This window comes from Kiloniella laminariae DSM 19542, from assembly GCF_000374005.1.
Lineage (GTDB): Bacteria > Pseudomonadota > Alphaproteobacteria > Kiloniellales > Kiloniellaceae > Kiloniella > Kiloniella laminariae.
Window position 1 is genome coordinate 731,993 of sequence record NZ_KB893134.1, and the last position, 13,508, is coordinate 745,500.

The 13,508-nt window shown below is 51.1% G+C and carries 13 protein-coding genes; 12 read left to right on the forward strand and 1 reads right to left on the reverse strand.

Annotated elements, in window-relative coordinates; all coding sequences use genetic code 11:
• Positions 1-21: 21 nt before the first annotated feature.
• Both B152_RS0103570 and B152_RS0103575 read left to right on the forward strand, forming a co-directional pair.
• Positions 22-1,386, forward strand: coding sequence for a glutamate--cysteine ligase (locus B152_RS0103570; protein ID WP_020591012.1), 1,365 nt, complete (start codon positions 22-24; stop codon positions 1,384-1,386).
• 186 nt (positions 1,387-1,572) lie between these two features.
• Positions 1,573-2,136: a putative pterin-binding protein gene (locus B152_RS0103575; protein WP_020591013.1), complete on the forward strand. Its 564-nt coding sequence runs from the start codon at positions 1,573-1,575 to the stop codon at positions 2,134-2,136.
• A 124-nt stretch (positions 2,137-2,260) separates the two neighbouring features.
• Here B152_RS0103575 and tldD read toward each other — a convergent pair whose 3' ends face one another.
• Entirely contained in the window at positions 2,261-3,691 is a 1,431-nt protein-coding gene (gene tldD / locus B152_RS0103580; protein WP_020591014.1) for a metalloprotease TldD, read from the reverse strand.
• 229 nt (positions 3,692-3,920) lie between these two features.
• Between tldD and B152_RS0103585 the strand changes: the two genes are divergently transcribed.
• The 10 genes from B152_RS0103585 (at position 3,921) to B152_RS0103630 (ending at position 13,447) form a co-directional block, all read left to right on the forward strand.
• Positions 3,921-5,264, forward strand: coding sequence for a DUF3422 family protein (locus B152_RS0103585; RefSeq protein ID WP_020591015.1), 1,344 nt, complete (start codon positions 3,921-3,923; stop codon positions 5,262-5,264).
• A gap of 326 nt (positions 5,265-5,590) precedes the next feature.
• Positions 5,591-6,424: a cytochrome c oxidase subunit II gene (gene coxB / locus B152_RS0103590; RefSeq protein WP_020591016.1), complete on the forward strand. Its 834-nt coding sequence runs from the start codon at positions 5,591-5,593 to the stop codon at positions 6,422-6,424.
• Positions 6,425-6,491: 67 nt separating this feature from the next.
• The gene (gene ctaD, locus B152_RS0103595; protein ID WP_020591017.1) at positions 6,492-8,096 is read left to right on the forward strand and encodes a cytochrome c oxidase subunit I; all 1,605 of its coding nucleotides are present in this window, start codon (positions 6,492-6,494) and stop codon (positions 8,094-8,096) included.
• 77 nt (positions 8,097-8,173) lie between these two features.
• Positions 8,174-9,103: a heme o synthase gene (gene cyoE, locus B152_RS22350; RefSeq protein ID WP_020591018.1), complete on the forward strand. Its 930-nt coding sequence runs from the start codon at positions 8,174-8,176 to the stop codon at positions 9,101-9,103.
• On the forward strand, positions 9,103-9,276 hold the full coding sequence (locus B152_RS26100; protein ID WP_020591019.1) for a hypothetical protein: 174 nt from the start codon (positions 9,103-9,105) through the stop codon (positions 9,274-9,276). Before cyoE ends, B152_RS26100 begins: the two co-directional genes overlap by 1 nt.
• A gap of 2 nt (positions 9,277-9,278) precedes the next feature.
• Positions 9,279-9,887 (forward strand): cytochrome c oxidase assembly protein, encoded by a 609-nt coding sequence (locus B152_RS22355; RefSeq protein WP_033405419.1) that lies wholly within the window; start codon positions 9,279-9,281, stop codon positions 9,885-9,887.
• Positions 9,888-9,920: 33 nt separating this feature from the next.
• Positions 9,921-10,721, forward strand: coding sequence for a cytochrome c oxidase subunit 3 (locus B152_RS0103615; protein ID WP_020591021.1), 801 nt, complete (start codon positions 9,921-9,923; stop codon positions 10,719-10,721).
• A 42-nt stretch (positions 10,722-10,763) separates the two neighbouring features.
• Positions 10,764-11,159, forward strand: a complete 396-nt coding sequence (locus B152_RS0103620; RefSeq protein ID WP_020591022.1) for a DUF983 domain-containing protein — start codon at positions 10,764-10,766, stop codon at positions 11,157-11,159.
• Positions 11,152-11,907, forward strand: a complete 756-nt coding sequence (locus B152_RS22360) for an SURF1 family protein (protein ID WP_020591023.1) — start codon at positions 11,152-11,154, stop codon at positions 11,905-11,907. Before B152_RS0103620 ends, B152_RS22360 begins: the two co-directional genes overlap by 8 nt.
• A 46-nt stretch (positions 11,908-11,953) precedes the next feature.
• Positions 11,954-13,447, forward strand: a complete 1,494-nt coding sequence (locus B152_RS0103630; RefSeq protein WP_157230790.1) for a carboxypeptidase M32 — start codon at positions 11,954-11,956, stop codon at positions 13,445-13,447.
• Positions 13,448-13,508: the final 61 nt, after the last annotated feature.

Below are 13,508 nucleotides of genomic sequence, written 5' to 3' on the forward strand. Positions count from 1 at the left end.
GGCCTCAATGGAATTTGTACTATGTCCGACGCTACGTCCTCTGTTGCTGCGATAACTGAAAAATCCCAGCTAATTTCTTATTTTGAAAGCGGCAATAAGCCAAAGGATCAGTGGCGGATCGGCACTGAACACGAGAAGTTTGCCTTTTGTGACGAAAGCTTCAAGTCATTGAAGTATGACGGTACAAAGTCAATCAAGGCGATCCTGGAGGGACTGGCGGATCGCTTTGGCTGGATGCCGGTATACGAAGCAGGAAATATTATCGCCCTTATGGACAACGGGGCTTCTGTCACGCTTGAGCCTGGCGGCCAGTTGGAGCTGTCGGGTGCACCGCTGGAAACCCTGCATGATACTTGTCGGGAGGTGCATTCGCACCTGCATCAGGTCAAGGAAATCACGGAACCCCTCGGAATCCATATGTTGGGAATGGGGTTCAATCCCAAGTGGGGTAAAGAGGGTGTGAACTGGATGCCCAAAGGGCGTTACCGGATCATGCGGGACTACATGCCCAAAAGAGGCAAGCTGGGGGTCGACATGATGACTCTCAGTTGTACGGTACAGGTTAATCTGGATTTTTCCAGTGAAGCCGACATGATTCACAAGTTCCGGACCAGTCTGGCATTGCAGCCATTGGCCACAGCGCTTTTCGCGAACTCGCCTTTCCGCGAAGGTAAACCCAACGGATATCTGAGCTATCGCAGTCATCTCTGGACCGATACAGATCCGGATCGTTGCGGCATGCTGTCCTTCGTATTCGAAGAGGGTATGGGGTTTGAGCGTTATGTTGATTACATGCTTGATGTGCCTATGTATTTTGTCTATCGCGATGGGAAATACATTGATGTCAGCGGCGAGTCTTTCCGGGACTTCATGCAAGGGAAACTGAAGGCGCTTCCGGGGGAATTGCCAACCATCAAAGACTGGGATGATCACATCACCACAGCCTTCCCTGAAGTTCGGATGAAGAAATTCCTTGAAATGCGCGGTGCCGACGGCGGGCCGTGGAAATCCCTTTGTGCCTTGCCTGCTTTCTGGGTTGGTCTTCTCTATGACCAGTCGGCCCTGGATGCGGCCTGGGATCTGGTCAAGGACTGGAGCGATGATGAACGGCAGTTGCTCCGTTCTGAAGTTCCCGCAAAAGGCCTTTCCGCGACCATCCGTGGAACCAAGCTTCAGGAAATTGCTCGTGAGATCGTTGAAATTGCTCGTGGCGGACTTGAGAACCGGGGGCGGATTGATGGGCAGGGGCAAGATGAAACCCATTTCCTCAATACTCTTTCGGAAATTGCGGAAAGCGGTATTACGCCAGCAGAGGAAAAGCTCGAGGCTTACTACTCTCGTTGGGGCGAAAAAGTCGATCCCGCTTTCGTGGAATATGCTTACTAATAATTAACCTGTACTTGCATACAATAGTATGTGAATCTACTCCTTCAATTGCTCTTTACTTAAAATGAGCGTGAGGGTGTGTGCTTGGAACAGGTATGGATTTCGGGCCTTTCCGGGGAAGAGACAACAATTAGTCTATTTCCCCGGGGGCGTGATATCATGCCCTGATTGTGGAGATCAGGCCTGATGAAAAGAATATTTCTTGTGCTTCTGGTTGTGCTTCTGGTGGCTGTTGGCCTTTCGGCTCTCTACCCGTGGCTCGACGGGGGGAACGAAGACATTGATGGGGCACCTGGGGGTGGTCTTGCGCCACTTGCTGCACCCAAGGGAAAAGTTATCTTAACGATCTCAGGTAATATCCAGGTTTATAATCAGGGGAACAAGGCTCTATTCGATCTGGAGATGTTATCGGATATTGGCGAGAGTACTATCGACACCCGTTTGAGAAGCCGAGAAGGCGTTTACAGTTTCACGGGTGTAGAGGTCGGTGCGCTTCTGAAGCGTCTGGGAGCAGAGGGACGCAGTGTGCGGTTGCTGGCACTTGATAACTATACGGTTGTGATCGAACCGGAAGACTATCTTAAATATCACCCTGTGATTGCTTCTCGAATTAACGGTGAGGAAATTGAGGTCCGGGACAAGGGGCCTCTCCGCCTGATTTTTCCCTGGGGTTCCTATCCAGAAGAGCTGGCTGGGGATGAATATTATGACAAGGCGATCTGGCAGCTGACTGAAGTCGTCGTCCAGTAGTATGAAAAAAAGCCCTGACGTATAAATCAGGGATTTTGGGGGTACCAAAGGGATAGAAGGCCATGATCTTGGCGCACCCCTTGCTTGTCAGGCTGTTAATTAACCCTCGTCAATTTACCACAAGTTAGGCGGTTCCACCGACTGTAATCCCATTGATTAACAGACTCGGTTGACCAACGCCAACAGGGACACCCTGACCATTTTTGCCACAGGTTCCAACCCCTTCATCCATTTCCATATCGTTGCCGATCATGGAAATTTTCTGCATAACATCAGGGCCGTTCCCGATCAGGGTGGCACCCTTGACGGCCTGGCCGATGATGCCGTCTTTTACCTGATAGGCCTCGGTACAGGAGAAAACAAACTTTCCTGATGTAATGTCAACCTGACCACCGCCAAAGTTGACAGCATAGATACCATTCTTGACAGCTTTCAGCATCTCGGCAGGGTCGTGTGCCCCGTTATACATCACGGTATTGGTCATGCGTGGCATAGGCAGATGGGCATAACTTTGGCGGCGGCCATTTCCGGTCGGGTTTTGTCCCATCAACCGGGCGTTCTGCCGATCCTGCATATAACCAACCAGAATGCCGTCTTCAATCAGGGGCGTGCATTGCGACGGTGTTCCTTCGTCATCTACGGAAATGGAGCCGCGCCGATCAACCAGAGTTCCATCATCGACAACAGTGACACCAGGCGAGGCGACGCGTTCACCAATACGATNACTGAAAGTGGAGGTTTTCTTGCGGTTAAAGTCCCCTTCAAGGCCATGGCCCACAGCTTCGTGAAGCAGAATTCCAGGCCAGCCAGGGCCGAGAATAACTTGCATTTCACCTGCGGGTGCGGGAATGGCGCTCAGATTGACGAGGGCTCTGCGGATGGCTTCGTCGGTGCCGCTCTGCCAATAAGAGGGGTCCAGCAGGCTGTCGTAGACGAAACGTCCGCCGCCGCCGTAAGAACCGCTTTCCATCTTGTCCCCATCGGCCACGGTGACAGAAATGTTGAGGCGAACCAGGGGGCGTATATCAGCAACACGATGACCTTCTGCGCGAAGAATTTGTACCGCCTGCCACTCACCTGAAAGCGAGGCGCTTACCTGGACAACACGAGGATCTTTGGCCCTGGCGTAAGAATCGATCTCGCTGAGCAATTTGATTTTGGTCTCAAAGGCCGTTGAGGACAGGGGGTTGTCATCGGTATAAAGTGCCCGGTTTGTTCCCAGCGGGGAAAGGGCCATGGTGCCTTCATGACCAGCGTGAACGGCCTGTACTGTACTTACCGCCCGGACAATGGCAGCTTCACTCAGGTCGCTTGCATGGGCATAACCGGCACTTTCGCCGGAAATAGCCCGTAAGCCAAAGCCTTGTGTCGTGTCAAAGCTGGCGTTCTTCAGTCGGCCATCGTCAAAGACCATGCCTTCAGACTGGCGATATTCAAGATAGAGTTCTCCATCGTCTGCTCCTTTCAGAGCGCCGTTGATGATGCCTTCCAACCGTCTCTGGTCGAGGTCCGTTCGGTTGAAAAAAAGATCGTCGGTGGTGGCAAGATAACTCATCAACAAATTCCCAAAACAAGATCACAAAAAATAATGCTCACCATAATATAAGGGCAGTGGGGCTTCAGGCCAATGATCTTGGCTTCCCTATCTGTGAAAATGTTGCAACACTGCGGCAACTGTAACTGGGAATAGCTTCAGCATTGATCAAGAGCGGACAGAAAACCGCCGAAAAGGTCGGTAGCGATCAGAAATCGCCCGACAAAAGGTAAATATAGAAGGAAGTTAAATGCTGCGCGACCACCCGCTCCGAGTAGAGCTCTGTAATGAACTGCATGCCCGCCCCTTTACTCAGCTGTCCGGGCCGGAAACCATTACACACATCGGTATTGTTACTGGCGAGGGCAAGGCTGAAGAAGAACGCAGACATGTTGGTCAGCTTTGCGGACGTTATAATGTTGCGCCTCCCCTACCTGGAACCAAACATTTTATGGCAGATTTCGGGCGGTTCTTCCTGGTGTGGGAACGGCACACTGAGTTTTCAACCTATACCTTTTTTCGAAATCGCCGGGATCCGGAACGAAAGCTGTCTGATATCGATCCTGCTCATATCGATCAGGCAGGAGATCAGCCGTACATGCCTTTTTCCAGAACGGCTATAGCTCTGGTACCAGGGGATTGGCTTGAGGGTCTTTCGGGAGATCGGCTTGTTGGGGTTCATCTTGAGCTTGAGGGACCCGATGCGTTGGAGCGGACAATGCAGGAGCAGGTCGCATTCTTCCCGACAGGCAATCTGGCCGCCAGCACATTGCGGGCTGGTCTGGCCGCGGTCTGGATGGATTTCAGTATTAACGAAGACGGTTATGGCCGGATTCTATTGAAGGATTATGGCCTGAAGCCCCGACAGATCGGACGGGCGGTGCAGCGTTTGCTGGAGATCGAAACCTATCGCATGATGGCGTTGCTGTCCCTGCCGCTGGCGCAGAGCTATGGTGCTCGCCTGGCCAAAGCAGGAAAGAAACTAACGGATATCACCTCACGCATGACAGGGGCGCGCGCCGTCACAAGTGAAAAGGTGCTGCTGCGGGAGTTGACCGAACTTTCTGCCGAGATAGAGCAGGCGGCTGCAGAAACCAATTATCGGTTCAGTGCCTCGAAAGCGTATCACGAGCTTGTCAAACAACGTACCCGCAAGCTCAGAGAGGGCAATATGGACGGGTTTCAGCGGATAGAAAGTTTTCTTGATCGCCGACTGACCCCGGCAATGCGCACCTGTGAAGCGACAGCGCTTCGGCTTGATACCCTTTCAAAAAGGGTGGCCAGGGCAGGGCAGTTGCTTCGTACCAGAGTGGATATCCAGCTGGAAGAACAAAATTCGGCCCTGCTCAAGTCCATGGATCGACGGGCAAGTCTGCAGTTGAGGTTGCAGGAAACGGTTGAAGGACTGTCTGTTGCGGCGATCAGTTATTACGTTGTCAGTCTGATTTACTATCTGGCAAAAGGGGCGAATGACTTTGGATTCGATATAAAAGCTTCCCTGGTTGCAGCCCTTTCCATTCCGCTTGTCGTCATTGGCCTCTGGCTTGGCGTTCGGCGGGTTCGACGTATCGTAACGCGGGATGAAGGCGAATAACTCTGCTTTGTTTTTGATTTTACTGATTTTTTGCGAGCTGCGTCATAAAGTCGCAGAATGTTCGCCTTGTGTAACAAAAGCTGTATAATCCATAGCCAAGTAAATTCGTGATGCAATAAACCATTCAATATACGAACTTCTTAAGCGACTGGGGCTTGTACTCGCTGCTTTCAATAGGGTAGGTTGCGCCAGAATAACAGTTTTATTGAGTCCGGCCTGAATTCACAAATCTACCCATTGTGAATATTAGTCCTGGAATCGGGATAAAGACTTTGATCTTGATCAACTCAAGGCAAAGTCGGCAAAAAAAACAGGATGTTGAGTACATGACGTTTCTGAAACGGATTGCCCATCTTCTCGGTGCATCTGCGCTGATGGGGGGACTGGCTACAGTGGCACAAGCTGCGCAGCCAACAGAATGGTCACTTGGTTTGCAGGAAGCTGCGACACCGGTGATGGAACAGATCGCAGAGTTCCATACCTTGCTGATGTATATCATTACAGGTGTGACTCTCCTGGTTTTGTTCCTGTTGCTTTATGTGATGTTCCGATTTTCTGAAAAGCGGAACCCTAATCCTTCCACCACCAGCCACAATACCCTGATCGAGATTATCTGGACGGCGGTACCGGTGATTATTCTGGTGATTATTGCCATTCCGTCATTCAAGCTGCTCTATGCTGCAGATCGTAACCCCGATACCGAAATGACCATTAAAGCCATTGGGAAACAGTGGTACTGGTCATATGAATATCAGGATCATGGGGATTTCACTTTTGATGCCTATATGAAGGCCGAAGACGAGCTGGAGCCCGGTGAACCTCGCCTGCTGGCGACGGACAATGCCGTTGTGGTGCCGATTGACACCAAAATCCGTCTTCTGGTTGCCGGCGATGATGTGATCCACAGTTTTGCGATGCCTGCTTTTGGTCTGAAGCTGGATGCTGTACCCGGCCGTATTAATGAAACCTGGTTCGAAGCAACCAAGACCGGGACTTATTATGGTCAGTGCTCTGAAATCTGTGGAACAGGCCATTCCTATATGCCGATCATGATCAAGGTGGTTTCCAAGGAAGAGTTCAACGTCTGGGTTGAAGCTGCCAAGGAAGAATTTGCCGCGATCAAAAGCGATCATTCCATCCAGCTGGCTCAGCTAGACTGAGACGTTGTATCAGATTTCATCGCGCCAAAAAGAAGCGCTGAAGAAAACGAAGTGAGGATTTAGAGATATGGGTGCTGCTACTGAAGCCCATCACGATCATGATCACAAGCCGGGCTTCTTTGTCCGTTGGTTCTGTTCGACCAACCACAAAGATATCGGAATCTTGTATCTGGTCTTTGCCATTATTGCCGGTCTGATCGGCGGGGCATTTTCTGTCTATATGCGTCTGGAGCTTCAGGAGCCAGGCGTTCAGTATTTCCTTTCCGGTGACGGAGAGCCAAACGGCCAGTGGTGGAACGTCGTCGTTACCGCCCACGGCGTGATTATGGTTTTCTTCGTGGTTATGCCCGCTGTGATTGGCGGATTTGGTAACTACTTCGTTCCTCTGATGATCGGGGCGCCGGATATGGCCTTCCCGCGGATGAACAATATTTCCTTCTGGTTTATTGTTCCTGCGTTCCTGCTGCTGCTGGGATCATCTCTTGTTGGCGAAGGTGCCGGGACGGGCTGGACAATTTATCCGCCGCTCTCCTCGTTTGGCCATTCGGGACCTTCGGTGGATATGGCGATCTTTGCCCTCCATCTGGCAGGTGCATCGTCGATCCTTGGTGCGGTGAACTTTATCACGACGATCTTCAACATGCGCGCCCCTGGCATGACTCTGCACAAGATGCCTTTGTTCGTCTGGGCGATGCTGGTAACGGCATTCCTGTTGCTGTTGGCTGTTCCCGTTCTTGGTGGCGCGATCACCATGTTGCTGACAGACCGTAACTTCGGCACGACCTTCTTTGATCCTGCTGGTGGCGGTGACCCGATCCTGTTCCAGCATCTTTTCTGGTTCTTCGGTCACCCGGAAGTTTACATCATGATCCTGCCGGGATTTGGTATCATTTCCCACATCGTGTCGACCTTCAGCCGCAAGCCGATTTTCGGTTATCTCGGGATGGCTTATGCGATGGTTGCGATTGGGGTTGTGGGCTTCGTGGTCTGGGCGCATCACATGTACACCGTTGGGCTTGACGTTGATACACGCGCGTACTTCACCACAGCGACCCTGGTGATTGCGGTGCCAACCGGTATCAAAATCTTCTCCTGGATTGCGACGATGTGGGGCGGATCACTCCGCTTTACCGTTCCCATGGTCTGGGCTCTGGGCTTCATCTTCCTCTTCACCGTTGGTGGTGTGACGGGTGTTGTTCTGGCCAACTCCGGTATGGATCTGCCTTTGCATGATACCTATTATGTTGTGGCTCACTTCCATTACGTGCTCAGCCTTGGTGCCGTTTTCTCGATCTTTGCCGGTATGTATTACTGGATGGGCAAGATGTCTGGCCGGGATTACCCTGAGTGGGCCGGTTACCTGCACTTCTTCCTGACATTTATCGGCGTGAACATGGTGTTTTTCCCGCAGCACTTCCTTGGTCTGCAGGGCATGCCGCGCCGATATGTTGATTATCCTGACGCCTATGCCGGGTTTAACGCGATCTCTTCCTATGGGGCTTACATCACCTTTGCCGCCACGATCTTCTTCGTCATCATGACGATCTATACGATCAAGGCCGGACGTCGTGTTTCTGACAGCCCATGGGGCGAAAGTGCAACAACGCTGGAGTGGACTGTTTCTTCTCCACCGCCATACCACTGCTTCAACGAGCTGCCAAAAATCAAATAACAGCCCGTATGTTAACCGGCCACTGCTTCGGCAGTGGCCGGATACGATCAGGAGTTTTATTCGTGTCAGATACATCCATGAACAATATTATCAGCACTGCAGAAACGACCTCTTCCGGCAGTGTCGCGCAGGTTGCTGATTTCTGGGCTCTGTTGAAGCCTGGTGTTATGTATCTTGTCGTTTTCACAGGATTTTCTGGTCTGATGATTGCTCCAGGCACAATTCATCCTTTCCTCGGGTGTGTTGCGCTCTTGTGTATTGCCATTGCCTCTGGTGGGGCAGGTGCGATCAATATGTGGTATGACCGCGATATCGACGCGATCATGACACGGACGAAAAAACGTCCCATTCCCGCCGGGCGGATGGCCCCGGACGTTGCCCTGAGCTTTGGAGTAATTCTCAGTATCTTTTCTGTGATGCTGATGGGGCTGGCTGTGAACTGGACAGCGGCCATTCTTCTGGCTTTGGCCAACGGGTTTTATGTTTTTGTCTACACCATGTTCCTCAAGCGCAGGACGCCCCAGAATATCGTTATCGGTGGTGCGGCCGGTGCTTTCCCGCCGATGGTCGGCTGGGCTGCGGTGACTGGAACTGTAAGTGTTGAATCAATTGTTCTTTTCCTGATTATTTTTATGTGGACCCCGCCGCATTTCTGGGCTTTGGCGCTCTATAAGGATGGCGACTACGCTGCTGCCAAAATCCCGATGCTGCCTGTGGTTGCCGGGCGTAAAAACACCAAGTGGCAGATGCTGGTTTACACAGTAATCTTGCTGCCGCTGGTTCTGGCGCCGGTATATTGGGGTGTTGCAGGAATGCTTTATGGTGGCGTGGCTTTGGCTGCCAGCCTGTATTTCCTCTATCTCAATATTTGTGTTCTGCGTTCTGAGGAAGACAAAGTTGCCAAGAAAATGTTCTTCTTTTCAATTTTCTATCTCTTCTTGCTCTTTGCCATGCTGATTATTGACCGGGCACCGGGCATTATGAGCCTGATCGGAGGAGAGGCCTAATGGATACAAACAAGACGAATCAGAAAGTTGCCCATAATGAAGGGACAACCGTCACAATGACTGAAGAGGGACAGCGATTACAGAAGCGCCGGAATTGGGCGATTCTTGGTGTTCTTGTTGCATTTATTGTCCTGTTTTATGTGATTACGATTGTCAAAATGGGGCTGAACTGAAAATGACGACTACAGTGGCTAAAAATACCAGAGTTGCTCTAATCCTCGGCAGTGTTGTCTGTGGAATGGTCGCACTCGCGTTTGCTTCTGTACCTCTTTATCGTCTTTTCTGTCAGGTCACCGGTTTCGGGGGAACGACGCAGGTCGCAGAAGCGGGAGCCGAAAATAATCTGGTTCTTGGTAGCCGCGAAATGACAATCCGCTTTGATTCATCTGTAAACGGTGATCTGCCCTGGACTTTCAAGCCTGTGCAGCGGGCGGTAAGCCTGACTGCAGGTGAATCAGGGATCGCCTTTTATCAGGCAAAAAATACTTCAGCTGAAACCGTGCGCGGTGTTGCAACTTTTAATGTGACACCGCTCAAGGCTGGTCAGTATTTTGTTAAAATAGACTGTTTCTGTTTTTCGGAACAGACTCTTCTGCCGGGGCAGGAAGTTGATATGCCTGTGACTTTTTATGTCGATCCGGAAATAGAGAACGATCCGAATCTCAGCGAAGTAAAAACGATTACTCTTTCCTACACCTTTTTCAGAGATGATGAAGTTGTATCACAGGAAGTGAGTGGTTTGGGGAACAACGCCGGACAAAAACCGGCCATAGAGATCAATTAACAAAACGCGTAGCGTCTGGTTAAGAGGGACATCATGAGTGCAGGGCACGACGAAGTAAAACATCCGTATCATTTGGTAGATCCAAGTGCATGGCCTCTGCTAACAGCTTTTGCTGCAGGGCTTATGGCGACTGGCCTGGTTTTGATGATGCATGACTATACCAACTATGTACTTTATGCCGGGGTTGCCTCGGTATTGGTATGTGCCTTTATGTGGTGGCGTGATGTAGTTAACGAAGCTGTTGTCCGTCATCTGCATACCCCGGTTGTACGCATTGGTTTGCGCTACGGCATGGTTCTGTTCATTGCATCGGAAGTTATGTTCTTTGTGGCTTTCTTCTGGGCTTATTTCTCTGCGGCTTTTTATCCCAGTGAAGTGATTGGTGGTGTCTGGCCTCCGGCTGATGTGGTGACTTTTGACGCCTTTGATCTGCCGTTTCTGAACACGCTGATTCTTCTGCTCTCTGGTTGTACCGTAACCTGGGCGCATCACGCGGTTCTCAAGCAAGAACAAAAGCAGGCAGTACAGGCGCTGACCATCACAGTGGCACTCGGCGTTCTCTTTACCGCGCTTCAGGCTTACGAGTACAGCCATGCTGCTTTTGGTTTCAAAGACGGGATCTATTCCTCGACTTTCTATATGGCGACCGGATTTCATGGGTTCCATGTGATCATCGGCACCATCTTCCTGTTTGTCTGCCTGATCCGGACCAAAAAGGGTCACTTTACACCTGAAGCCCATGTCGGCTTTGAAGCCGCTGCCTGGTACTGGCATTTTGTGGATGTGGTTTGGCTCTTCCTGTTTGTTGCTGTTTACTGGTGGGGAGGCAACTAAGTCACCTGCCTGACGGTTCTCACCGGAACCGTTCAAACGAGTATGGAGAAGGCCGTGCCTGACGACGAGTTGGTTTTGAAAATCTCGCCCGTCAAGGCCGGCCTTCTTTGTAAATGCCCAAGATGTGGGCAAGGCTCTCTTTTCAAGAGTTTGCTCCAAATCGCTGACCGCTGTTCTGTTTGTCAATTTGATCTCGCCAAATCGGACAGCGGTGATGGCCCAGCTGTATTTATCATTTTTATTCTGGGTTTTCTCATCATTCCATTGGCACTTTGGCTTGAAGCCTCATTTGAGCCACCGCTCTGGGTACACGCCCTTCTCTGGCCCATCATTATAATCGGGGGCTCAATCGCTTTGCTCCGGCCTTTGAAAGGGCTTATGGTGGCGCTGCAATATCACCACAAAGCAAGCGATTCAGGATCTGTTGACTATGATTAAGGGCACAACACGCCGCTTCCAGCCTACTTTTTGGCCGACCGTTTTTTCCATTCCCGTATTTCTATTGGCCCTTGCCTTGGGCACTTGGCAACTTCAACGAATGGAGTGGAAGAAAGAGCAAATTGCCCTTAGACATGAACGCTCTGCGGCGGAAGCCGTTTCTTTTGACGAGATAAATTTAACCAGTATTACAACTCTGGCAGAAGAAGAGTTCCGGCATGTGTGGGTTGAGGGAGAGTTCCTGCATGACCAGGAGCTGCTTCTGGGGGCGAGATCTCTTGATCGCCGTCTCGGTGTCCAGGTTGTGACGCCTTTTGTGCTTGGCAATGGAAAAGAGATTCTGGTGAACCGGGGCTTCGTGCCATCAGAACTCAAGGATGCCGCTACGCGCCCTGCGGGACAAGTTGAGGGGATTGTCCGGATCGAAGGTCTGCTGAGAATTCCGGGCTGGAAGGGATATGACTTTGTAAAGCCGGCGAATGATCCTGTAAAAAATTTCTGGTTTTACGTTGATATTCCTGCAATGGCCCAACATGCGGGTCTGAAAAATCCCGTACAGGATATTTATCTTGATGCAGGACCTGCTGCCAATCCCGGTGATTATCCCCTGGGTGGGCAGACACGGATCGAGCTGGTTAATAATCACCTGGAGTATGTCATCACCTGGTATGCGATGGCCTTGATCCTTGCGGTGATCTATTTTGTTTTTCATTATCGTCCTGTGGGGAAACCAGAAGACGAAGTCTAAGCCAGTCTCCCCCTGTTCCCTGTAATGTCGAATGAACGAGAAGAAAATGTCTGCCTATTCCACACTTGAAAAAAGATTTCGCCGGATGAATGCCCTTACCGAAGCCAGTGGTGTATTGGGCTGGGACATGTCGACAGTCATGCCTTCTGGCGGTGCGGAAGCAAGAATGGAACAGCTGGCTGTTCTTAGTGGCGTATGTCACGAAATTCTGACAGGGGCCGAAGTAGGAGAGCTGTTTGATAAAGCGGTTGAGGCCAAGGGCGAGCTTAATGGCTGGCAGCTTGCGAATCTGAGAGAGATGCAACGGATCTGGCGCCATGCAACGGCACTTGAAGGCGACTTTGTTGAAGCGAAGATCAAGGCCTGCAAACGCTGTGAAATGGTCTGGCGCTCTGCAAGACCTGAGGGGGATTTTGCAGCAGTACTTCCTACTTTGAAAGAAGTACTCAATCTGACCCAGCAGGAAGCCAGGGTTAAATCAGAAATCTTTGGCTGTAACAGCTATGATGCTCTGCTGGATCACTATGAGCCGGGCGGGAAATCAGCCCGTATCGATGCAATTTTTGATGATTTTTCCAGCTTCTTCCCTGATTTTCTGCAAAACGTGCTGGATAAACAGGCTACCCGGTCAAAGCCTGTTATGCCGGATGGCCCTTTTCCTGTTGCGGTTCAGGAAAAACTCGGACGTGAAATGGTACAAGCTGTCGGGTTTGATTTTAATCATGGCCGGCTGGATGTCAGTCTGCACCCTTTCTGTGGCGGTGTGCCGGATGACGTACGTATCACCACCCGCTATGACGAAGCTGATTTCATGATCTCGCTGATGGGCGTACTGCATGAAACGGGTCATGCTATGTATGAAAGAAATCTTCCGCCTGACTGGCGCTTACAGCCCGTTGGTGCAGCACGTGGCATGACCATGCACGAGAGCCAGTCACTTATTATCGAGATGCAGGCCAGTCGTAGTCCGGAATTTATTTCTTACATGGCCGGAAAGGCCCAGCACGCCTTTGGGGCTAGTGGAACTGCCTGGTCGGTGGATAACATGCGCGGAATTTATAATCAGGTTCAGCCTGATTTTATCCGCGTAGATGCCGATGAAGTTACCTACCCTGCGCATGTAATTCTCCGGTACCGTCTGGAGAAAGAGCTGATCAGCGGCAACATGCAGGTGGAAGACCTGCCGCAAGCCTGGGGGGATGGTCTGGAAGGTCTTCTTGGTATCCGCCCACCGAATAACAGACTTGGCTGCTTGCAGGATATTCACTGGTACGATGGTGCCTGGGGCTATTTCCCGACCTACACACTGGGAGCGATGGCCGCGGCACAGCTCTTTGAAGCTGCAAAAAAAGCAAACCCTGAAATTCCACAAGCCCTGACCAGAGGGGATTTCTCTCCCCTGATGTCCTGGCTCAATGTCAACGTTCATAACTGGGGTTCCTTCCTGAGTACAGACGAGCTCTTGACGCGGGTTACAGGACATCCGCTTGATCCCCAGATTTTCAAGAAACATCTGAAAGCGCGCTATCTGGATTCTTGAGAAGCTTCGCAGCGTTAAAATCTGTAACTGGCTTGCCGCCTCGGGTAGGGAGCAGTAAGGT

Excerpts from the sequence above, each read along its gene's own strand:
- B152_RS0103570 (WP_020591012.1), top strand. The coding sequence starts at position 22 with ATGTCCGACGCTACGTCCTCTGTTGCTGCGATAACTGAAAAATCCCAG.
- B152_RS0103575 (WP_020591013.1), top strand. The coding sequence starts at position 1,573 with ATGAAAAGAATATTTCTTGTGCTTCTGGTTGTGCTTCTGGTGGCTGTT.
- B152_RS0103585 (WP_020591015.1), top strand. The coding sequence starts at position 3,921 with ATGCTGCGCGACCACCCGCTCCGAGTAGAGCTCTGTAATGAACTGCAT.
- coxB (WP_020591016.1), top strand. The coding sequence starts at position 5,591 with ATGACGTTTCTGAAACGGATTGCCCATCTTCTCGGTGCATCTGCGCTG.
- ctaD (WP_020591017.1), top strand. The coding sequence starts at position 6,492 with ATGGGTGCTGCTACTGAAGCCCATCACGATCATGATCACAAGCCGGGC.
- cyoE (WP_020591018.1), top strand. The coding sequence starts at position 8,174 with ATGAACAATATTATCAGCACTGCAGAAACGACCTCTTCCGGCAGTGTC.
- B152_RS26100 (WP_020591019.1), top strand. The coding sequence starts at position 9,103 with ATGGATACAAACAAGACGAATCAGAAAGTTGCCCATAATGAAGGGACA.
- B152_RS22355 (WP_033405419.1), top strand. The coding sequence starts at position 9,279 with ATGACGACTACAGTGGCTAAAAATACCAGAGTTGCTCTAATCCTCGGC.
- B152_RS0103615 (WP_020591021.1), top strand. The coding sequence starts at position 9,921 with ATGAGTGCAGGGCACGACGAAGTAAAACATCCGTATCATTTGGTAGAT.
- B152_RS0103620 (WP_020591022.1), top strand. The coding sequence starts at position 10,764 with ATGGAGAAGGCCGTGCCTGACGACGAGTTGGTTTTGAAAATCTCGCCC.
- B152_RS22360 (WP_020591023.1), top strand. The coding sequence starts at position 11,152 with ATGATTAAGGGCACAACACGCCGCTTCCAGCCTACTTTTTGGCCGACC.
- B152_RS0103630 (WP_157230790.1), top strand. The coding sequence starts at position 11,954 with ATGTCTGCCTATTCCACACTTGAAAAAAGATTTCGCCGGATGAATGCC.